We start from the raw sequence: 23,074 nt of genomic DNA, 5'->3' as shown, positions 1-23,074 counted from the left end.
TCATTCCCCCTTTTTATTTGTAAACTCGAACAACTGAATGTCCTGTTATTTTATGAATAGAAAAGATAGGAACGACTTCGATATTTATCTCGATAATGCCGTATAGTTCACTAATTTTTATAGAATAATCATACTCTCTGATCTTTTTATCTATAATCCTTCTTAGGCATAGCGCTTCAATAATATCTTCTATATTAGATGCTTGAAATGTTACATTCGGCTTTCCGATAAATATCTCTAATCTTCTAGCAATTTCATTTATTATTTCTTGAGCGATTCTAAAATTGGAGATATGTTTATGTACACTACCCACTGTACTTACAGCGCAACCTGATGAAGTACAGACAATACCTTTTTGAAAGGTATTTTTAAAACACACTACCCCTACTTCTCTTAATTTAAGAATTTGTTCTTTTGTGAACTCAATTTCTAAATCTATATTAGGAATAGTTTTATTGATCGGACTTACTTCAGGATTCATAGATGCTAAGATTCCAGCATAAACGGCACCAGCCTTTTTTAAACTCATTTGATTTACAACTACTGATAAGTACTTCCCTGTTTCTTCTAATTCATCACCAGAAAGTTCTATAGTTAAATCAGAGATTCTTTTAAATAATGGCTCTATATCTACGAAACTACTTTTAGATGATAAAGATAAAATACAGTGAATAAGATTACCCTTATCTTCTTTTATCTTTGCAAATTCAATATAGCTATCTATTAAATCGTGATGCCTATCAAAATGCACTTCATCAAGATATAGTAAGTCAAAATCAAATGATTCTAAAACAGTGAATGCTATATCATACCGATTAGGCTCGATTCTCATAAGAAACACACATAAATCCTCATCCATAGAAATGGCATCTTCATAACATTGAATAATCGGACCTGATTTATAGAAATCTACAACCATATCCTTGTTATAAACAAGACTTGGTTCATAGTATTGTCCCTTTTCAGATTCAGCAACAATGATTAATCTCTTACCTATTTCAATTTGTCTTTCTACATAAACTAATGGATGTTGTATAAAATCAACGCTTGGTGAGGGCCCTATCATCTCGATCCCCCTTAAAGTCATATCGACTATATACTTGATAAAATTCTGTTCTCCCTTGTAGTCCATACTTAGGCTCAACAGCACTAATTAATAGCTTTTCTTTTATCTTGATTGGCATTTCTTTTTCATTCCAAATAACTTCTAATATTAAGTCGTTTTTTTCTGGTTTAGATAAATAATCTAGATAATAAGTGTAGGCTTTAGGAGCAAACGCACCATATGGCTGCAATTGATTTACACCAATCAAAGTCTCAGGAATAGAAGCTTCCTTCCTTCGTGTTAGCTTCTTTTCAATTTTTACTTCATAACCAGTACCAAAGCACTTAGAACAGTTTGTATTAGGTTCACCGCTTCGTTCTATATAGCATTCACATCGAAAATGAGTATTTCTTCTAACATAAACAATTGAATGACCATACTTATCAAGGACTTGTGCGAATTCTTTCCGAATATCAATCATTAGAATCCTCGCCCTTCTGGTGAACCGGCTGCTGTTCTAAATGACCCAGAAACAGGTTTTGCATAACCACGCTTATTGTGACCCATCATTGAATCTAACCAGAACTTAATTTCCTTTTCATTTTCAGAAATCATGGTCTGTAGCTTTTTAAGAGGAGATTCTTCTTTAACACCCGAGTTACCACCTGACCCATTCGATGAACTAGATTTATCTTGCACCATAAAGTCACCTAATTGAATAGTTCCACCAGATGTACTTTTAGTGATTGATCCAACACCATCATCTTGATTTTCTGAATCGTTTAAAATACGAACCATTAATCCAGTCAATAATAACCTCGATGCTTCAAATGCCACATATTTTGTTGTAGCAAAGTATGCCGTATCTCGTTCTTTTAAAGCACGATAACGACTATTATTGGCATCTGGAATCTTCCCTAGATATTGCAAAGCTTTTTGCCCTGCATCTCTTAAAGCACTGTATACTTCATGAGAAGAAAAGTATTTAAATAAACTACGAATAATATTTTTTACTTCTAAAGGAGTTGCAAATATAGGCTCATACTTAGAAGTGAAAGTTGAAATTTTCATTCCACCTAAAGAAGATCCGGAGACTGATTTAATTCCATCTCCAAAGACAACTTGATATGTATGATTATATTTAGGCGCTTCTTTAAATGTAATTTCTACCTTATCCCCTTCAACAGATATATCAGTAGGCACCTGAAATTCAGGAGATAAGACATAATCATCCCCATCGGAAACGACTATATTATTAGGCACTTCATTATCAGATTGAGAACTTGATTTAAGTGAAATATCAAATCCAGAAATTGAATCTGATACAATCGTAAACTGTTCTTTTTTCGTATACGTTTTCCCTTTGATAATGGTCTGATATGTAAAAATATACTCTCCACTATCCCAACTTTCAGGTATAGTATACTCACTACTATATAATGATTGCCTATCCATTGTTTCAAGTTTAACACTATCTATAGCTTCTATTCCATGTCGCTCAAGGCGTTCGATGCTTACTGTAGGTGGGAAATCAACTGTAATATGTTTGCTATTCTTATCTAGAGTTAATAATTCTAATAAAATCTTTGTTTTTTTTGAAAATTCGCCTATGTGATTCATATCATCACCTTCTTTTAAAAATATCCCCTATTTTTATAGAGAGATAATGCACTTTTATACTAGTTTCTTTCCGCTAAAACATAGCAAGAAGAGGTAGTAACAGATTCTTTATTTAGCTCTTCAGAGAACTTAATTGTGATTTTTTTAATAGACTCTAATGAATTATTTACAGATTTATTTTTAGGAGTTATATCTTTAATACTTAAATTAGAAGTAGCAACATTATCTGTTATGGATAATGCATCTTGTAAGTTCTTAATTTGATCCTGATCGGCGGCCCTAGTAAATGTCTCTAAAATAACTTCATTGTCATCAGGAGTATCTACATCCTCTTGTTTAGGAGTTTCTACAGTCGATTCTATTTTCCCATCGAAGTAGAATCTTATTGGCTTTGACCAAGAACTACATATTCCCTTATCATTCACACTTCTTGCTCTTACATAATATTGTGCATTTTCATATGAAACATCTAATTTAGCAGTCACATTATCTTCTAATCCATAAATCTTTTCATTGTTCTTTGGCCATACTAAATTATGAAAGGTATTACTCATAGAAACTTGTAATTCATAATAAAGAGCTTCTTCTACTTTAGTTAAATGATATTCCGGTTTTTCTAGAACAATAGAGAGATCATTAGGCTGAATAATTGTAGGTGGTTTAATAGACATGATATCCTTTGTGTAAAATTCCAATTCATATGTTTCAGCCATTATTCTACCTGTAATGTCTTTAATTCCACTCTCTCCTCCAACAAGTTGAAGTTGATAATGACTATTGGGATTAAGTAGATTTAAAGATTTAACCTTTAAGACCTTACGATTATACGCAGACTTAACTGGTTCTACTCTTTGCTCACTTAAATTCAATAGAATTATGTTCTCCTGACGAAGACTATTAACATTGATATCTAGCATAAATGTTATCTCTATCTCTTGATCTAATAGAACTTTATCTTGTGTATGATGAGGGAGTGTTTTATAAACAATACTCATGTCTTACATCTCCCTTGTATACTTGTAATCTACAGCAATGACGCATGATGGTTGAGGTACTTGTCTAGGAGAAAATAATATCTCACCAGTAAAGTAATTAATGTAATAATCACCATCGGCGGTGCCTTCGTTTGAGGCTCTTTTCATTCTCATACCATTTTTATATATTTTTTCACTATTTCTTAATGGTATATGCATAAAGCGGAAATTTCGGTTTACACCATCCTGTGCTCCTATTAATTGTTCTTGATCAGCTAATTTAGAACCAGAAAAGTCGGGCATTACTCCGACCTTTTTTCTGAATTTAGGATAATCAGGGTGTTGTCTAACAAAAGCCATTTATTGCTCCCCCTTTACCTCCACATTAAAGCAAAATCATATACACTAGGTCGAACTGTTCCTGTGTAGGTACACTCTACTTTAATCTGAATATATTTTCTTGGTGTTTCTAATAATATAGGCTGATCCACTCGTATTTCTTGCCAATCAGCTGTTTTAGAAGACCTGAAATAAAACTTCACATAAGCCCCTTTATTAGGATAATCTTCAAAATTAGAAACAAGATTTATTTCTTCTGTTGGAAGAGGTAACTCTAATAAAGAGCTTTCCCATGCTCCTGAGTTAATAGAAAAACTTAGTGTATTTAATGCAGCTGTACTATTTTCATCTCGATCAGTATTATTTATAAAAGGCTCACAAAAATACATGTCATAAGGAGACACGAGGAGATACATATCATATCTCTCTCGTGTTGTTTTTAACTTAATTGCTTCTGCAATATTCTTTTGCATCATATTTAAGTGAAAATCATGTAATACTTGACCATCCAAAAAGGCGATTCGCTTCATATAGTCAGTTGCATAAGAAGGTACTGTTGCCATTTTACATCCCCCTTATTAGAATGTTACAGACCAAGTAATACGCATTCCTGTATTTTTATCTTTTGTTACTGGACCAATACCAGAGATGTTGAACATTTTCCCATCAACTTTTTCATCGAACATCGCAACTTGATATACATCATGTGTTGTTTTTTCATAACTATGATTAATTGTTACAATGTCACCTGTGCTAATGCTATTTGGAGTAATTGTTTTTCCATCTAAAGAAATTGTATATTCATTGGATTCTAATGTTTTTGTAGTGCCAGAATGATTGACAATAACCTCTGGAGCTACGAAAGCACCATTTTCTTCTTTTGCAATTGCAGCATCTAAGATGATAGATGTTTGTCCCGCACCAACCGTAACTACTTTTTTCGTTTTTTCAATTGATGGAGCTGGTGTCCCTTTTGGGAAATCTGCAATGAACTTAACAGTTGTGCCTGAGTTCACCATATATTCGACTTGAATTTGACCAGGAGTATGTACTTTTGGTCCACCTGTTGGCTCAGAACTAAATGTAATATGGCCAGTATTCGGATTTGATACCCAAACATCCCCTTGACTAGGGCGTAATCCGTCTTGGACAATGTTATATTCACGGACATTTGTATTATCAATTGCATCAATATGGCGAACAGCTACAAGTTTTACAACAGGAGCTTGTCCTAATTGATAAATTAAGTGACGATTATCTAATTTTAATCGGTACTCTATTTGAACCGTGTGACCAATAGTTATGTCACTATCAGCAAATCGAATAGATACTCCAGAAGTTTCATTTGTAACTACTGATACATTTGCTTTAATGTCTGTGTTTGCTGTTACATTTCGCACAGAAATAATTTCTAATAATGTGCGACCTGTTAAACCTGAACCACTATCATGTAAGTTTTGAAGGTTATAAACTAATTTTTTAGTGGATCCGTCACCATTATCAGTAATCGCAATCGTATTTGTTTTTGATACATTAGCAATTGGCTGAGTTGGAATAGCAGGCTCAATTTCAGTAGCACCATTAGAAATGGTTGCTGGGTAATAAACTGGCATACGAGATCCAGATAACTCATTTCGCATAAATGTATCTAATCTATTTGAGTTGCCATACTCAACGGGCTGATAGTTAGGATGATTTGCAGTCGGTTTGCCACCTAAAGCCATGAATCCTAAGCAATAGCGCATATTATAGTCATAATCTACTTTGACATTCGTTACAGGTGTCTGGAATAGAATTTCACCTGTTAAGTAATCCACTTGATACTTACGAGCTTCATGATTTGCTACACTTGCTCGCTGCCATTCAACACCAGCAACAGTAACTTTCTCTGTACCTGATATAACTTTCATATATGGATTTTTAATTTTTCGGAACTTGAATACTACCTTTTCAGTAGGTGCGGTCGCAAATTTAACTTTACCCAGCACTTCATCAGTAACAAATACATGCTCATCAATAACAAGTTCTGTTTCCCCTACCTTAACAGAACTTAGAGAAACTAAATCTTTTAACGAGTCTAATTGGAATTCTGTTTGTGCATTTGTTGAACCCCAATCCATATCAACCTGTACAATCTCTTCATGCTGTACAGAAAGTGCGAATGGATATAAGGCTCTACTGTTTGCAGAAACAGCAGAAGCCCCCTTATCCGATTGTTTTACACGCAGCTGTTTTGCAGGATCAGCCATCATGTTTGCTACAACTTCGTTTGCAGATTGAACAACAAGGTTTTTCTTTTCTTTTTTATAAAAAACGCCTTTATCATTATAAAGTTCAAGTTTTACATGTCCTTTTGCTTTTAAAATTGCTTTGTCTTGTGTCATGTTTTCATCCACACCTCTCTATTAGTTTTTTCCACCCATGAATGGTTTTCCGCCTTCATTAAGAAGCGTAATTGTCCATGTAATACGAATACCTGTATTTACATCTTTTCTTGTGTCACCTACACGTACAAGAGAGAATGCCTTAACTGGATACTCACGGAATCCGGCGATTTTATCATCAACACGAGGTCCATCAAATAATCCCATTTCACGAATTGTAATATTATGAGCTGGCTTGAATTCCGGGAATTCAGCTACGAATCTTACGGAACCTTTATCTAATTCAAACCAAGGATACTCATTCACTGTCTTCGGTTTTTCAACAATTGCACGAGTATAATTTGTTGGAACCCCAGGTCGTTCCGCAGAGCGGTAATTGATTTCGATATAAGAGATTGCTGTACCGTTCGCACTGTTTTTAGATAAATTGATACACTTTTTATCAGCAGAATCAAACATGTATTTTCCATCACCAAAGTCTGCAACATCTTCTACTAATTCTAATACGTTTCCTGATTGATCAATGATACGAACTGTTTCTTTATTGAAAGCATACTCAGTTTTATATTTATTGCATGGAATCTTTACTGTCATTGTCTTACTGTAAGAATAATCTACAATGATTTTTTCATTGTAAGCTGGCGCAACATTCAAGATAAATGTCCCTTTAGTTAAATCGATACTTTCAAAATCGCCTTGAGATAATGTAGTTCCACCTTTTTTTACAAGCAATGTTCCATCTTGTATTTGCGTTTGAGATAACTTAAAGTTACGGTTTGAAGAATTAAGAGCACCAGTAGGAACTTCATTTGTAACAGGAAGGATCTTTGTCTCTTCTCTAGATACGTTATCATCAATCATAGTAGAAACCATTTCACTGTCATAAATTTCACCAGTGATAGAATACGTAACCATTACGCCTGTTAATGCACGATTAAATTCAACAATACCTCGCATGTGGTCAACTACGTATGTTAAGTCATTTAATTGATTGCGATCTTTTACTTCTGTAAAATCTGTACCCTCATAGGATACTTTAACCGTTCCTTCTTTTATTGGATGGTTCGGGATTTGTATAGTAAAAGGTCCCATTGGTGTTGTATTATAAGCAGCTGGTGTTACAAACTCAGTTTCAAAATTAGTAATCTCTTTAAGCAATCCGTTCATATTTTTTGATAGTGCATCAAATCGAACAGCAGCAATGCTCATCTCTGGATTACTTACACCTGAATCAGCACCAGAATGAACAATTTTAATTTCCGTTTCTGATGTGTTATCAAATCCATCATATTTGAACTCATGAACAACTGGTTCAGAAAGTTCACTATCTAACGTCTCAATTGTTTCTTTTAAAACATCATTTACAAAAATGTCAATTTGAGCACCTTTATTAGACTTTTCTACCTCTAAGACAAAGTTACTAATCTTTTGCTTAAACTTGATAGATTCACCTTCAAGTATTGCTTTTGCTTTTTCATTGGTAACTGTAATGCCCTTCGATAAAGTTAATCGATTATCAGTAAATGGAACTTTATAATTCTCTCCCTCACCGATACCGATGAACATATTTGTATATCCTGAATAGATTTCTGCTGATAGTGCAACACGATCTGCAGCTGGAGTTTTAGAAAGAGTAAATGCTTTTTTGCCTAATTCACCAGATACCTCTTCTTTTATGTAAAGAGTTACAGGATAGTATCCATATGAGATTTCGAAATCATTGTCGTTTACTTCTGCCCATAATAAGTTAGGTGCATGAAGAAGTTGATTCCCATCAAATAAAGGAGCTTTTTTTAATTTCGATTCAGCAATATAAATCTTATTAGTTATTCCTGTAGAAGCTTTAGGAATGCGATTTTTATATAATACACGGGTAGGATCCCCTGAAAATGCACGTAACAGAATTTCCTCTGCTCCATTTAAAACTAAGTTCTTTTGGTCAGCTAAAACTCCAACTATCTTACCAGCTGAATCAATTTCTTCAATTTTTATATGACCTCTTGGTGTTAATTCGAATGAATCACGCAAGCCATCTCCCCCTCGCTGTTTCTTTTTTGATAAATTACTTTCCAGTTTTCGCTTTAGAGCTTCTTTTTTAGGACCATCTGGAAGTAGCCCTAATAACTCCTGAATATTGCTCATACTCATGATTCGCTCACTTCTCCTTTTAAGGTATTTACGCCCAATTTAAATAACCCTAAACTCCAGCCATTTTCCATTTCACCTAAAGCATATTGAACAACGTCTGAACCATCTATGATAAACACATCTCTTGGATTATGCTGAACTTCAGCATCAAACTTCTCTAAGTACCTATATCTATTCGGATTCCTCAAGTAATGCTTAAATAAATTGTAATAAGTATCTTCTTCTGAAAACTGCTTTGCTTCTCTATAATCAGAATACTTATTGATATCTAAAGCATTTGCAGTATCTTCTAATAACAGTAGAACTGGCTCTGTGGGATATAAGTCTTGCATTTCATGATTAATAATAGCCATATCTTTAAGAATAATTGGCCATATTTCTATAAGCCTTTTAAAGTAATCTGATTGATGTGTAATTTTTTCATTTATGTTTGTTTGTATATGTTGTTTAATTTCACTTTTAAAAGTTTCGTAGTGTGTACGAATACTTTCTACTAAGCTTACTTTCTGAGATTCTTTTTGAATAAACGGATGACTCGTTGATTTTATTTGTAGCATTTCTTTATAGGCTGATGAAAATGCTTCTTTCAATGGACTAGTAAGTGTAGATTCAATTTTATAAGAATCAATAGAATGAACAGTTTTGCGCTCTTCAATAGATTTAATATATTTGTTGTACTCATGTTCGAAAGATTCACCTACACCTAAGAGCACGGTTACTATTTCTTCAAAACTATAGTCTACCCACATATTCAATCTATGATCTACACATAACTTAATAATTCTTTCTAAGATTTCTGTCTCACACAAGGTTTGCAAATCTGTGTCATGTCTAATTAAAGATTCTACAATGTCATATACAAGTAGGTTGCGAACTTCATAATCTTTATCATCAATTGTTGTAAATTCAAGTAGACTACTATAAGAGTTTGATTTATGTAGGTCATCTAATTCATGATCCAACTCCATTAGTCGAACATCCATTGCAGTTAACGGAGCGTATACAGTACGCAGCGCCATTCTTAGATACCTTGCAACACTTTCATCTTTTTTAGCCACAATATTTTCAAATATAATTGGCTCTGATATTAATTGTACTGCATCCTGCACTTTAGAGACAAAATGGTCATCCAGCGATAAAGAGCTTACTGCTTTTATTAACTCGCCTTTGATATCCAATTTATACTCACCATTCAGATAAATGCCTGTTTCTTCTTCATTCTGCAATATTACTTCAATATCAGTCTTTTCGAATAAATCCTCCATAGAATCTAATAAGAAATACTCAAGAACCATTTCAACAAAGTCCTTGTTTGTGTTTTGGTACTGATCAAAAATCTTATAGATTTTCAAAAGCTGCGCAAATTCTTCCGGGGAAGACATTAATTCTTCATTAAACTTAGTTGTTAGGAAATTAGATATCATAGCAAACGATTCACCTAATTGAGAGATAAATTGTTCCTGTATATGATGTCCTGATTTGCTACCAATAACCTGAAGGATTTCTTTCATTGATACTTTCTTTAATTCCCTTGTATTAAGTGTTTTAAATAAGCTAGGGTGCAATTCTTTAATGATATTTATAAAAGCGTCATTTGTAATGTACTCCATGTATGTTTCAATCTGACTATCGTTAGCTGTTAACAATAAATCTATAACATCATGAATCATATTATAAATAACTTCTTTCCCATCTTCGTCTTTAATATCTGAATAGACCCAATCACTTTTTAGTCCTTTATCCGAAACCCCATGTGCTCTATATTGGTTAAATGAAATGGCATTATCATACTCTGATTGCTTATGACTAACCCAGTACGACTCATTAACTCCATTATCCTCTTCAGATAGCACTGATTTAATTCTATATACAGCTTCATCGCTAGATTCTAGTGAAATATGCTTCTGCACTAATGTATTTACTTTTAATTGACCAATGTGAACCGGTGTTAAACGAAGTGTAATATCAGATTCATCTTCTATAAAGGTAATATGTTTAAATAATCTATCGTTTATAGGTTTATGAGCAACAACAGGAAATGGCTTTGCTAAACATGTAATCTCAACATATTCAGAAAACAACGATTCGAGCATATATTATGCCCCCTCTCCTGTATTATTCTTCTTCTGTCGCTTTTGCTTTACGAGTTTTACTCTTAGCTGTTGTTTTTGGTTCTTCTTCTATGCTTGCAGTTTTGACTTCTTCTTTAGGCTCCTCAGGCGCTTTTTCTTCCCCTGCTTTTTCTACAGTTACTTCTTTCTTAGAATTATCAGCAGATTTTTTATTTACTTTTTCAGGTCGATCAAATGCACGGTTCGCTTCTTTTGCTGCTGCAACCATGTTACCATCTAGCCCTCTGACCTTCTTAGACATATCAGTATTAAACGGCTTCTTATACTTAGCTTCCCAAGCATCAATTGCTTCTTGAGGTAATTTACCTTCATATAAAACTAAAGCTGGAACAGATGCGCATAAGGCATGACAAATATTTGATAGCTCTTTATGGTCCGTAAAATGAACAGACTGTACAGGATTAGCTAATGTAATATACAGATTTTTAATAGGATCAAAATAACTTGTTTTATTTGGCGCTAGGCCGACTTTTAATTCAGGCATACATGTTTCCTCCTCATTTAACTTAAAATAATAGGCGAGCGAGTATGATTTCGCCCGCCTATTCAGCTGCTTCTAGTATATTAAGATACTAACTTCACACGATCTGGAGCTGGGTATGATTTTTCAAATGCTAGGTTACGTGCAGTTGCAACTGCTTTACCTTGATTTAAAACACCGATACCGTAGCGTTCTTTAACTTTGATAGTTTGGATATCACGCATTGGATCATCAAATTGCTCTGTAGTTAAAGGATCTTTTTCTAGTAAAATACCAACGTTTTTACGATCCACTACATACATATCAAACTTCTTCGTTTCAAAGTTGAATGGAGCAAATGGTGTAAAGTTAAGATTAATAGAGAATGGAATACGTCCTTGTACTTGATCAGGACTGATTTGTAAGTTTGTAATTTGGCTTCCACCAAGAGCTGCATGTGTTAATGATTGCATAATGTCATTTTTAAAGAATACAGACCAACATAATGGGTTCATTAGTACATCAGAAGGCGTGTATCCATTAGCCATTAATGCAATGAATAGGTCAATCATGTCTTCTGTAGACATTGTGTTATTGAAGTTTCCTTCTATATCCATACCTGTTGTACCAGCTTCAGCATATTTTGCACGGATATCATTATCGAATACGATATGACCATGTTTAGAGAATTGAGTAAAGATTTTTTCCTCTTTTAATCGTGCCATTGCTTCCCCTGCTTTACGAACAAGGATACCAATTACGTCCCACTGGCTATCGTTAATCATCTCGTCCGTTACACGAACAACCATACCTGACTTACCAACTTTAACCTCTTGTGTGCGGTGTAATTGGAAGTCTACAGTTTCTTCTAGATAACTTTGAGATTCACCAATATCATGTGCTCTCATAGCTCCGATAGATGGGAATTCAATTGAGCGGCCATCAGTTAAACGAACTTTTTCTAATAAATCTGAACCGATATACATTGGCTCTGCTGCTTCACGCATCATACCTGTAATTACACGAGGAATTAAGATACTAGCATCTTGAGTTGTTAATGCTTCTGTTACTGATACCAATTGCTCTTTAGGGATTTGCGTCCAATCCTCATTTAAATCTAATTGTCGCTGCATGCGTTTTAAAATTTTGATTGATTCTTCTGATAGTTGATGTTCATTAATTTGCTTCATCTTTCATTTCCTCCTTCTTACTTCTGTAATATGATGCGAATCGCACCGATTGAGCCTTTAAAGTCCCAACCTGTTGGCACACCAGGTAGTTGTCCTGTAGCTTTATATGTTGCTGTAACATCTTTAGGTGTTGTTCCTTTGCTATTGTCAAACGAGATCACAACACGACCAGATGTAACGTCTACATGCTCTGGCTTAACTACTTCTCCGCCAACTTTAATTTCGACTGTACCTTCAACTGCAGGTGTGTGAAGTAAGAAGAAATCATGACGACCATTAACACCAACATTAACTTGACCAATTACTTCGTCTTTGAACGGCACTTCAATATTAGAACCATTTGTTAATCCTGGTATTCCTTGTGGATAATATTTATTAGAACGAGTATCCCAATTACGATATGACTTTTCATAAGGATATCCTGGGAATCCATCTTGTGATCCGATATCAGAAGTACGAGCTCCACTAGCTGTTTTCCAATCATCGTTCTTCATATCTTCGTCAGCCCATCCTACCCATTTTAACCAACCTTGTGGTGGTAGATTTGTTTCGACAGCCCATACTTGGCCGAATACTTGCTCTTGCATACGAGATTGTTCTTTCAAGATGCCTTTTAATGCAGGTAAATCAGCTGCACCATCGATATCAGTTCGGATCTTTTCAAAGTCTGCTTTAATTACATACCCTTGTTCATCGGCCATTACAAAGTCACCAGCTTTTACTGGACGAGTAATATCCGTATCATAGAAGCAGCCCCAGTGAAGTTCGTAAGCATCTTCCTTATTTGATATGTAAGGTAATTCAATATAAATTTCATTTTCAATTGTTGGCTGCATTCCATTGAAACCATCTACGAATTCTTCGTATAAGTTTGCATGAGCTACACCAATTGGTATATTTGCAGAACGAGTATAACGCTCACCGTCTCGACCTGTCTCTTCAACATCTTTCCCACCATTAGCAAGTGTTATTGCATTATAGGGAACGTTTGCGTCAAAGTCATCAAAACGACCATCATCGTCTTTACCACCATTTGTAGCTGGTGCAACTACACGTCCTTTAGGAATAACTACCCAACCATCGCCACCAAAATGATATCTAAATAATCGTGGTAATCGTGGATCGACTAAGTACTTTTCACCTGGAGAATCATGCGTACCAGCTTGAAGTTTTGTATTTGTTCTATATTTCTGATCTGGAGTATCTTGTAAAGGTCCTGTAACTCCGCCGAATAATGCCATTTGCATTTCACTCCTTATTATTTTGTATTCTTACGACCAAACATGCCTTTAAACATATTCACCGCATCATTTGCAGTCATTGCGTCATTGTCATCATGTTCATTTGGGTTATTATCTGCGCCAGCAGCACCCGGATTTGGAACTGCACCACGAATTGCTGTCGTATTTTGCATTTCAGCTTGCAGGTCTTTCACTGCATCATTTAATGACTCTTCTGTACGTTTAATGTGTGCTTCTACAGCTTCCTCGTGAGAAACACCAACAACATCCGATTTGCGTAAAGCTAACTTCATGTCCACTACCTTTTCTGCTAGAGACTTATGAGCTTTAGCAACTAAATCAGCATTTTCGTTTGTTAATCGAGTAACTTCCCCTTGAGATTCTGTTAATTGAGATTCAACTTTTGTTTTCTCAATAACCATATTTGATAGCGTTGCTTGCGCTTCTGATAATTGGCCTTTTACAGCGGTTAGCTCATTTTGTGCTTGTGTTAAATCTGCTTGCATTTTTGCAGCTTCTGCAACATTTATAACCACACCGTTTTCATCAACGATTTGACCGCTTTCGTTTAACTTATATTTCACGTTTGGAGTACCCCCTTCATCTATTGTTAATAATCCATTTACAAGTTGCTTTACATCATCACTCGCACTTTCATACAAGTTCACATCAGGACGATTAACGCTTTGCATTAAACCTTCTGCAATTTGGAAGATTTGTAATGATGCATGCTCTTGAGTATGTTCGTTTTTATTTCCATCCTCATCAGAGACAGTTACTGAGAAGTTTCCTGCATTTTCATCTGCTGGAACGTTTACATAACTAACTTCTCTGCCGAATGTAGTTCCGATTATGTAATGACAAGCTTGTCCTTCATATTCTTCACCACGCCAATGCTCACACCATTCCTTTGTTCTATCTTTGCCACAAATATTACAAGAGACTTTATCTGTCGTCGCACCAATTGATACTGTTGTGTAACGTCCATCTAGAACCTTTTCAACGGCATCTGGATCTGTAATTTCACAAGTAAAGATTAGTCCTTTTCTGCCAGAAATAGTTGATTCAGCAAATTCAGCTCTCAATATACGACCGACAGGCTCACCTCTATGTGCGTTATGATGCGTTAAGACTGGCTTGTTATATGGATGTGTCCAAGTAGATAAACCATTCTTTAAGCCTTCTTCAGTATAAAAAGTATAGTTAGCTGTACGCCCTACGTGAATTGCTTCCATTTGTACAATTAACTTACGATTACTTTTTCCTTTTGCAGACTCATTTAAGGCTAATACTGTTTCAGGATTAATCTTCCCGATTATCCCAGCGCTTTCAATAAGATTATCACCAGTAATTAGTTTCTTAGATTGATGTTCTTGCAGTGTATACATTGATTATTCACCTCCTCCGATATGTGTAATTTCACATGCACAATTCGGATGCCACGGAGGAATCCGATAGAATATAGCTATTTCATCTAAAGATGCATATTGCTCTAGATTAATAGATTCTTGAGAGTTCTCTTGGCAAATTAGACAATCACCCTCGTATAACGATTTCGCATGTGATTCTCCGCATTTCATTAATGCTAATATGTATCCATAGTTATATGATTTTGCAATCATGACTTTACTCATAAGAGATAGTCTATGTTTTAATGATTGAAAAACACCTTTTACAGCAAGATAAGCATCTTCATTCGTATTACATGACTCTAATTTAAGAGATATGGAAGCCTTTAAAGATTCTTCAAGTCTATCAATAGATTCTGAAGCGTATTCCCTCATTACTCTAAGAGAACGACTATAATTTACTTTAGGAGTAGATTTTCTACCCATATCTTTTTTCGTTTTTTGCACACCCTCTGACAAAGCATATTGTGTACTTTGTTGGATCACATGAAGCATCTTCTCTTTGCTAAAATGTATAGGTGCAGCCCATTGTTTATTGTCATGCAACGGAAATTGCTCCTTGCTAAGAAGAGACTCAATTGCTCCTATTACATCACTCTCTAAAATTCGATAGTGAGATTGTAATGATTCATCTAAAGAATCATACCTTTCCATAGGAATATGATTGAACACTGATTCCTCAAGTGCTTCTGTTTTTTTCTTAGGGGCTGTTCTTTTTCCGTTTTGATTTTCTGGTGCGTTTTTATTATCTACTTCTGCATCAGTAGTAGTAGCACCGATCATTTGAAATGCTAATCGAGATTCATCAGCAACAGGCTCACGTCCGCATTCTATGCGAGTTTCTTCCCATGTAGCAATATTAGAATTCCACATTAATAGCGCATGATTTTCTTTCGCTATCTTTTTCTCTTGTTCAATTTCATCAAAAACAAAATTGATATCAAAATCTGGATTAACTAATGGATCGAATCCACCTTCTATTAGAATCTCATCAATCATATATTTATCGATTTGAGTTTGTAATGCTTTCTGCCAACCTTTAACACGATCAGCTTTAATACCACTCATGGCATCTGCTGTATTTCTGTTTGCAGTATCCCCTCGACCCATATCAACTTGACTCATGCCAAGTCCTGTAAATACACGTTGTTCAAAATAATCTAAATAAGGTCTTCCATCAATTGTACTAATATCAATCGCTTCAACTTTATGACGCTCTGGAAGAAGAATTGCACCATCTGTTGGCAAGTTTTCAATCACACTTTGCAACTCAGTTAATTCAGTATCTGTTGCTTGTTGTCCCGGTTTATCAGTACCAACTGTATAAGCTAAAAGCGGGAAGATATGTCTATACAGTAATAATCCAGCATTCTCTTCTACTTTTCGAAGTAATCTTACATCCTCCAAAACTGGAGCAATCCAAGGGTCCCCAAAAGGTCTTCCGGCTGGTCTATTAACTGCTATATGAATGACATCCTCAGGACGAAATTCAATTGGCTTATCTGCTCCTTGAACTTCTTGCTTATATTTAGTAACAGTTCCGTTTTTATCTCGTGCAATTGTGACTGTACTAGGTGGTAATCTAAAATATCCTCCAATAGGATCTTTACTAGGAGGAACTGGTAAGGCAGCTAATCCTGGTGGCAATCCTTGTCCACCTTTAGCACGAGCCTTAACGATAAAACTATTTGCATACCTAACAATATCGTCAGCTATCCCTTGAAATAGTTCCTCCGTTGGAATTAAAGTAGCAACGGCCATTGTCTCTAAACGCAGTTTTAAATACAAAAGGGCTTGATCATTCTTCCCTTGAAAATGCCAACCACTTTTAAAGATTAATTCGCTATACTTCATCATCGACTGCATAATATAGGAATCCCTTTTTATAGCAGTATCAATAATATTAAAGTCAGCTTGTGGTCCCTCGAAGTTATCTCGGCCACCACCACCGCCACTCTCAGTTAATTGATAACCAACACGTTTTACTTGCATAGCCTTAGGATCACGATTAAAAGATCCCGCTCCACTAGATTTACCGCCAGAGGGAGCATTCTTGAGCGTAAAACTTTTAATAATTCTATTGAAGAGTTTCGCCAAGAATGAAACCCCCTTTACTTTGATATAAGTTGATTATTTACTAATTTATTTGATTCAAAATTATTATACATTTTATTGTATTGCATTACACATTCACTTAAATGCTGTATCCCTCTGCCTTTAAATACTCTTCAGCCCATGCGCTGTGAATTTCCTGCACACCTTCTAAATCCTCTAAAATCCTGTAAAATCTTCTTATTTCCTCTTTGCTTCTTAAAAAGTTGGTTTGTTGTTCGTAGAAATCGGCCTCTGATTTATAGAAGTTTAGTATATCTGCCATATTTGAATCGTAAGTTTGCTTTGCATTATCTATAGAATCAATCATGTAATGAGCAAATAAATCCATTGATCCACTTATCTGTTCTTCTTGCTCAAAGAGCCAATTCTTTAATGGCTCAGTCGTCTTTACTTCTAGTTGTTGGTGTAGATAATGCTTCTCAGATGCAAATATTTCCTTCTCATTATCTAAAGTACTCATTCTGCCTTTGATACTTAAATGCTGGTCTTGTATATCGTTGAAATTAAGGATTAAATGAGCCTTTGCTATATTTAAATCTCCTAGCTCCTTTAAACTTAAAATAAGCCCTTTTAAGTTGTTATCAATTAGTGATTTAGAATTATATACAAGCACTTTAGCCTTTTCTATTATATTAAGAATCATGAAGTATCTATTTCTATGAATATAAGCTGTATCAGCTAATGTTGTATGAAATATCTCTTGCTTCCGCTTATCCTGTTCAATTTGAGCCAAAACATCATAATTTAAATCCTGCATATTAGGGAACAAGCTTTCATCCATGATTGGCTGCTCGTCATCTTCATCGTGCTCGGCTAAAAGACTATATCCCTCTAGCACTTGTGCTTCTAATAGCTCCCAGTCATCTATGGATTTTAACTCGGCTGCTTCTATTTTTTCTAAATCTGTTTCATCTGTAAATTGCACTTTAAATCTGCTATCTATAAACTCTCTTTGTGCGCTTATGGACTCTTTTATATTAAATAAAAGACTATATATTTCTAAATCACCCGTTTGCTTATAACCACATTGTTCTTTTTCTAATTGTGCTGCTTCTTTAATTCTCTTGTGCTTCAGGTGCTCAACTAATTTATCAATTAGCTTTTTATCATTTCTTTTTTCAATATCTTGAAGAATTATGTCTATCTCTTTAATTAATTCATCATAATCTAATAAACTTTGTGAAACTGTAAATCTACGAGAACGTTCAATAATGCTCTTAATTTCAGGTTGTAGATTCTGTATAACTACTTCTTTTGTATATCCAATATCAGGTCTATACTCTACTTTCTCTCTCTCGTATTCAGTATCAATACCTCTTGATCCATATAATAACTCATAAGAACTTTTTGTCATAAATCATCACTCCTTGTTACATAAATATAGCCCCTGTAATCATACAGGGGCAAGTAAAAAAGGATGTTGAAAAATTAGCCAAAGAAAAAAGGATACAGGGATATTTTTTGCCTTCCACCCTAAAGGGGACAACGCATTACTTCAGGCATTCCAAAGTCTCAATTATGCAGGTAGTTTAACAATCTTCCAGTCTTTTGCTGTTAACTCTTCAGTTGTTAATGTTCGGTACGAAACAACTTTACCTTCTTGAATCGTTGCAAAATATTCTGCTGATTTCTCTTTAACCAAGCGAATTGTAGAACCTAATACTTTTTCTTTTGACTTTCGCTGAATATCGCAACCTTCTTCTAAAAGAGGTAATCCAACATCCATTCCGAATTCAGCGTTTTGCTTGTACATATCTTCAGTTGTTATACCAAGAATGCCAGCTTTCTTCATATTCTTTTCGCACTTTTTACATAACTCATAGTTTACTTCTTTCATCATTGTCACCCCTTAGAATTTACTCCTTGCAAATCCAATTCCTTTCGAAGAACCTCGTTTACCCCAAGGCACAGTAGTACTCTTGTTTTTAGAATAACCTAGTGATACTTGATTCCAGTGCCAGTTCGGATTATCTTTTTCTTCTTTTTCACGAGATACCTTCTGATTCCCATACACATCCCTATAACCACCAAATACTTTTTCTTGAAGTGATTCTTGCATATTGTTCTTAATAGGTAATGCCTTTCTTGCTACTTGAATTTCTTCAAGAATTTGAGTGATGTTTGGGAATTCTATTGTGAATCCTAATATCGTTAACATAAATGCATCTAAAGCATGTTCATTTTCTGAAGTATATATAGGTTTACCAGATTGAGAAATTCGAACAACCTGATAATCCATCATTTGTTTCCAAACCATATCGTCGAATGGCGAAACAACAATTTGATTTCTATCTAGTAATATACTTGTTTGGTTTACCATAAAGTTTTTCGCATCTTTATAATCTACTTCACGAGTACCTGGATCTATTATTTCTATGTTTTGAGAGAACTGAATTCGTTTTACCTTTTGATGCATACGGCTTTCCGGATGCTCTAATCCGTACTTATGGAGCATCTCAATTTGATACTCGCCATGACCTGCATCTATGTAGAAGAATTTCGGATCCCATATTTCATTTATCTCAATAAGTTTTTGAACAGCGTGATCGTATGTGAAATCTCCACGAGGAATCTCATATCGTTTTGCTACTCTAAATTTCTTTAATAACTCATCAAACTCTGTAACAATGATCTGTGTCGCATTAGCGAATTTATCCCAGTCAACACCGACAATACGATGTGCAGGAGGAGCTTGATTGGTTTTAGTATACTCCGGAAAGTACACAATGTCATCTAGCGAATAGCCTTGTTTCTTGAACTGTTCTTGCTCCCATACATTCAATTCTCTATAGGAGTACATATATTGTGATTTTGCTCGCTCTACCGCTGCTTTACTAAATACCCCTACTGTCTCTTCACCAAATTCAGCTTCAACCTCATGAATATAACCTTGTACAGTCATAGTTGCACGAAGTTCGCCTTCCATTCTTTCATCAAAGTCTGGGTTAACATGAGATGGGAAGTGATAAGCTTTGTAACCTGTATCAGGGTTTGTACAAACATCATAGAAGAAGTCACGCTTACCAGTTGGAGTAGAAGAACACCAAATACCTATACGTCTTGGATCCTCCATAGCAATGGCTGTAACAGCATCTATACCATCTCGGTTTATATAGTCAATCTCATCCATGAAAATCCAGTCTGCCCTTTGTCCACGGACTGAAGCACCAGCGTTACCAGCTGTAGCACCAACTGTGAAACCCATGATTTTACTACCATTACCGAAGTCTGCGATGAATGGATTCTTTGTCATTTTTACAGAACTATTTAATTCATCACAATCTCGAACTAATTCGGCCAAGCGCATAAAGATTAAGCGAACCTGATGTTCGTATGGTGTTGTAATTAATAAACGTGCATTTTTATGGTGAAATGCGTACCATAGACAGAATACAACCATTGTCTCTGTTTTTCCTACACGACGACCCATACGTGCCGCTATACGCCTATCACCATTCAAAATCCCCTGTATCATTTTTCTTTGATACCATCGAGCTTTCCATGGATTCCCCTTTGGATCTTTGAGTTTCCAATAGGCCCACTTTACAGGATCGGCACGTATTTCTGCTTCAAGAGAATCTAACTCTTGGTCTGTTACGTTTCCTGCTGTACTCATACAATCATTCCTTCTTAGCAATGTTGCAGAGTATCATAATCAATCCCTTTTAATTCATGTAATCTACGGCTCCACCGATAATCATACCACCTAATAAACCTGCACCAGCAGTAGCCAATCCACGCTTACCTTTGAAGGCTGTCTTGCCTGCATTGTGGACACTATCCATTGCACCTACAAACTTATCAGCCCTTTTATTGATGTTAGTTAATTTACGCTGAATGTCACCGTATTTTCTTTCATTCGGTTGTACATCTTTATTCTTAGTTAGTAATCTATTTTGAGCTCTACTCGCCATATTCATGCGTAGCGTGGACATATGCTGTGCGCCATACATTGATGTACCATACGCAGTTGCTGTAGCTCCAGCACCCGCTGCCAATCCCCAAGCGGCGCCATCCCATATGCCATCTCCTCCGTTATATACTCGTTGCATTGGACGATTACTTTCCATTGCCATTTAAATCACTCCCACTATAGAATTAATCACTTATAGCGCCTACGCCTGCCCCCAGTATCCCACCAGCTAATACTGAACCGCCATACGCCACAGCTTTGCTTTTCCATCCGCCACCGAACGCTTTGTTATGAAGCTTCTCTGCATGGAATGCACCTTTCATATTAGTTGCATGTTTAGAGACTTGCGCAGCATGTCCTTCTTTTAATGCGTTAGCGACTTGAGAATTGCCGTTTGCACCATTCATCATGTTAGAATAACTATTTGCAGTTTTAGTAGCGCTATTTCTACGGAATGCATCAATTCCTTTTTGTCCCCATAAGTGCGCTGCACCTGCCGCTTTTGCTCCGATAGAAGCACCCATGATTGCTCCTCCTACCATTCCATTGTCAACTCTTTGGTAAGGTTGATTACTTGCTAAATAAGGATTTGGCATACTAAATTCATCCTTTCTTTATGTTAGTCTGATAAATGATCAGTTAATGCGCCAACACCACCACCGATAACAGCACTCGCACCAACAATAGCAGCATTTTTCCAGCCACCCATCTTTCTATAAACGTGTTTACCACGCATCGTTTCAGGATTGTATCGCTCTCGTTTTTCTGAAACCTTATTTAAATTCTCAATATGCGCATTCATTTTCTTGTCGTATTTCTCTTCTATTTTTTGTCTTCTTCGGCTAACCTGTTCATCAACTTTTTGTATATAATCTCGATTTAGTGTCGTATTATATTTATTTTTTTGCCAGCGTCTTGGTCCCATATTCTCGGTGCGCTTTTGATGATCAATCTGTGTTTTTGCCATTTTATTTTCTGCATTTTGTTGCATGGCTTCCACACTTAATAAGTTACGCTCAGACTTCTTATCGATGTTATTGAAACTCCTTCTTGCTCCCATAACGCCCAAACCACCTACTGATGCACCAACGCCCATCCCAATCCATCCACCACTTATAGAGCTATTATCTTGCGAAACCTTTTGATAAGGCTGATTGCTATCCAAATACACTCCTTATCACCTCACATTCTTAATAGACTTTTTGCGCTCCAGCTGCATGGTTTGCCATACGTCTAGCAAAATGGGTTCTTGCATTCTGCATATTAGAAAGACCTGTTTGCATCATACTCATTTGCGATTCGGTCTGTTGAAAATCCCCGCCGAATTGTTTCTTCTTTTGATTCATAACGCCAGCCGCTACATCTAATTGATTCATAATTTCGGGCGCCGCCATTACAGCACCTACCGCCATAGCGCCAACTATTCCCCCAGGAACTAATGAGAAAGCTGCGTTGGTTAACAGTGCTTTACCTACTGCAACCGGAGCAGACTCGCCATCTTTAATGCGTGAATACGAGTCAAATGCAATGAATCCGTGATTTAATATATTCCCGCCAATTCTAGTACCTACACCCGACTTGGCGCTTCTAAGCCGCTCTACTCTGCTTTGAGCCGTATTAGGCTCCCGTTGTACACCTGCCATGCAAATTACCCTCCATGCCTTAATTTATGCAAAGCAAACACCAAGTCTCCCGATGCTTGGAGATTAGGATTACCCGTCATACCGCCATACGCTTGATACCCTTGCGAATCCCCTCTAGTTGAAATCAGTGATTCAACATCCTGTTCCTTTGCTTGTTCTGGTAGATTAAATGTTTCGTTATACTGCCTTTGCACAGCTCTTGGATTTGAAACCATAACAGCCCCGGTTCCTAATAAACCTAATGTAGCTGCTGCTCTACCTTTTCCGCCTAGTTGATATCCTGTCCACAAGTTGTTGACATCACGATGCTCTGCCTTCTCAAAGAATGGCTCCTTCAAGTTGAAATTCTTTTTGGTAGAATTAACTAAACCTTCTCCTGTTTTTTTAGCTGAACTGCCTATTCCTTTGATGTCTAACTTAGAGTATTTATATGGTTTTAAACGTATCATTCGCTATCACCC

General features: G+C 35.9%; 22 protein-coding genes. All 22 read right to left on the bottom strand.

Annotation, left to right across the window (positions count from 1 at the left end; all coding sequences use genetic code 11):
- Positions 1–13 precede the first annotated feature (13 nt).
- Positions 14–1,066: a hypothetical protein gene (locus NST86_RS33865; RefSeq protein ID WP_340935611.1), complete on the bottom strand. Its 1,053-nt coding sequence runs from the start codon at positions 1,064–1,066 to the stop codon at positions 14–16.
- Positions 1,041–1,526 (bottom strand): hypothetical protein, encoded by a 486-nt coding sequence (locus NST86_RS33860; protein ID WP_098205218.1) that lies wholly within the window; start codon positions 1,524–1,526, stop codon positions 1,041–1,043. The genes NST86_RS33865 and NST86_RS33860 overlap by 26 nt, the downstream gene beginning before the upstream one ends.
- On the bottom strand, positions 1,526–2,665 hold the full coding sequence (locus NST86_RS33855; RefSeq protein ID WP_340935609.1) for an Ig-like domain-containing protein: 1,140 nt from the start codon (positions 2,663–2,665) through the stop codon (positions 1,526–1,528). The genes NST86_RS33860 and NST86_RS33855 overlap by 1 nt, the downstream gene beginning before the upstream one ends.
- A gap of 59 nt (positions 2,666–2,724) precedes the next feature.
- Positions 2,725–3,660: an Ig-like domain-containing protein gene (locus tag NST86_RS33850; protein ID WP_340935607.1), complete on the bottom strand. Its 936-nt coding sequence runs from the start codon at positions 3,658–3,660 to the stop codon at positions 2,725–2,727.
- 3 nt (positions 3,661–3,663) lie between these two features.
- Positions 3,664–3,999 (bottom strand): hypothetical protein, encoded by a 336-nt coding sequence (locus NST86_RS33845; protein WP_072190581.1) that lies wholly within the window; start codon positions 3,997–3,999, stop codon positions 3,664–3,666.
- Between the two features lie 14 nt (positions 4,000–4,013).
- Positions 4,014–4,541 (bottom strand): hypothetical protein, encoded by a 528-nt coding sequence (locus NST86_RS33840; RefSeq protein WP_098205215.1) that lies wholly within the window; start codon positions 4,539–4,541, stop codon positions 4,014–4,016.
- 15 nt (positions 4,542–4,556) lie between these two features.
- Positions 4,557–6,362, bottom strand: a complete 1,806-nt coding sequence (locus NST86_RS33835) for a hypothetical protein (RefSeq protein WP_098205214.1) — start codon at positions 6,360–6,362, stop codon at positions 4,557–4,559.
- A gap of 21 nt (positions 6,363–6,383) precedes the next feature.
- A complete protein-coding gene (locus NST86_RS33830) occupies positions 6,384–8,510 on the bottom strand; it encodes a hypothetical protein (protein WP_340935604.1) in 2,127 nt (708 codons plus the stop codon).
- Entirely contained in the window at positions 8,507–10,603 is a 2,097-nt protein-coding gene (locus NST86_RS33825) for a hypothetical protein (protein WP_340935602.1), read from the bottom strand. The genes NST86_RS33830 and NST86_RS33825 overlap by 4 nt, the downstream gene beginning before the upstream one ends.
- Before the next feature lie 22 nt (positions 10,604–10,625).
- Positions 10,626–11,126, bottom strand: a complete 501-nt coding sequence (locus NST86_RS33820; protein WP_340935600.1) for a hypothetical protein — start codon at positions 11,124–11,126, stop codon at positions 10,626–10,628.
- An 80-nt stretch (positions 11,127–11,206) separates the two neighbouring features.
- Entirely contained in the window at positions 11,207–12,292 is a 1,086-nt protein-coding gene (locus NST86_RS33815) for a phage major capsid protein (protein WP_340935598.1), read from the bottom strand.
- Positions 12,293–12,309: 17 nt separating this feature from the next.
- Positions 12,310–13,533 (bottom strand): hypothetical protein, encoded by a 1,224-nt coding sequence (locus NST86_RS33810; protein ID WP_340935597.1) that lies wholly within the window; start codon positions 13,531–13,533, stop codon positions 12,310–12,312.
- 17 nt (positions 13,534–13,550) lie between these two features.
- Positions 13,551–14,921: a hypothetical protein gene (locus NST86_RS33805; RefSeq protein WP_340935596.1), complete on the bottom strand. Its 1,371-nt coding sequence runs from the start codon at positions 14,919–14,921 to the stop codon at positions 13,551–13,553.
- Between the two features lie 3 nt (positions 14,922–14,924).
- Positions 14,925–17,039, bottom strand: a complete 2,115-nt coding sequence (locus tag NST86_RS33800; protein WP_340935595.1) for a hypothetical protein — start codon at positions 17,037–17,039, stop codon at positions 14,925–14,927.
- Positions 17,040–17,136: 97 nt separating this feature from the next.
- A complete protein-coding gene (locus NST86_RS33795; protein WP_340935593.1) occupies positions 17,137–18,411 on the bottom strand; it encodes a hypothetical protein in 1,275 nt (424 codons plus the stop codon).
- Positions 18,412–18,573: 162 nt separating this feature from the next.
- The gene (locus NST86_RS33790; RefSeq protein ID WP_340935592.1) at positions 18,574–18,897 is read right to left on the bottom strand and encodes a hypothetical protein; all 324 of its coding nucleotides are present in this window, start codon (positions 18,895–18,897) and stop codon (positions 18,574–18,576) included.
- A 9-nt stretch (positions 18,898–18,906) separates the two neighbouring features.
- A complete protein-coding gene (locus NST86_RS33785) occupies positions 18,907–20,673 on the bottom strand; it encodes a phage terminase large subunit family protein (protein ID WP_098685644.1) in 1,767 nt (588 codons plus the stop codon).
- A 49-nt stretch (positions 20,674–20,722) separates the two neighbouring features.
- Positions 20,723–21,133: a hypothetical protein gene (locus NST86_RS33780; protein WP_098205203.1), complete on the bottom strand. Its 411-nt coding sequence runs from the start codon at positions 21,131–21,133 to the stop codon at positions 20,723–20,725.
- A 22-nt stretch (positions 21,134–21,155) separates the two neighbouring features.
- Positions 21,156–21,566 (bottom strand): hypothetical protein, encoded by a 411-nt coding sequence (locus tag NST86_RS33775; RefSeq protein ID WP_098205202.1) that lies wholly within the window; start codon positions 21,564–21,566, stop codon positions 21,156–21,158.
- Between the two features lie 23 nt (positions 21,567–21,589).
- On the bottom strand, positions 21,590–22,135 hold the full coding sequence (locus NST86_RS33770) for a hypothetical protein (protein WP_340935590.1): 546 nt from the start codon (positions 22,133–22,135) through the stop codon (positions 21,590–21,592).
- A 25-nt stretch (positions 22,136–22,160) separates the two neighbouring features.
- Positions 22,161–22,613: a hypothetical protein gene (locus NST86_RS33765; protein ID WP_098205200.1), complete on the bottom strand. Its 453-nt coding sequence runs from the start codon at positions 22,611–22,613 to the stop codon at positions 22,161–22,163.
- Between the two features lie 5 nt (positions 22,614–22,618).
- Positions 22,619–23,062 (bottom strand): hypothetical protein, encoded by a 444-nt coding sequence (locus tag NST86_RS33760; RefSeq protein WP_098205199.1) that lies wholly within the window; start codon positions 23,060–23,062, stop codon positions 22,619–22,621.
- Positions 23,063–23,074 lie beyond the last annotated feature (12 nt).

This window comes from Bacillus sp. FSL L8-0199, assembly GCF_038005705.1.
GTDB lineage: Bacteria > Bacillota > Bacilli > Bacillales > Bacillaceae_G > Bacillus_A > Bacillus_A cereus.
The sequence above is the reverse complement of the archived record's forward strand: the minus strand, read 5'-3'. Positions and strand labels throughout refer to the sequence as shown.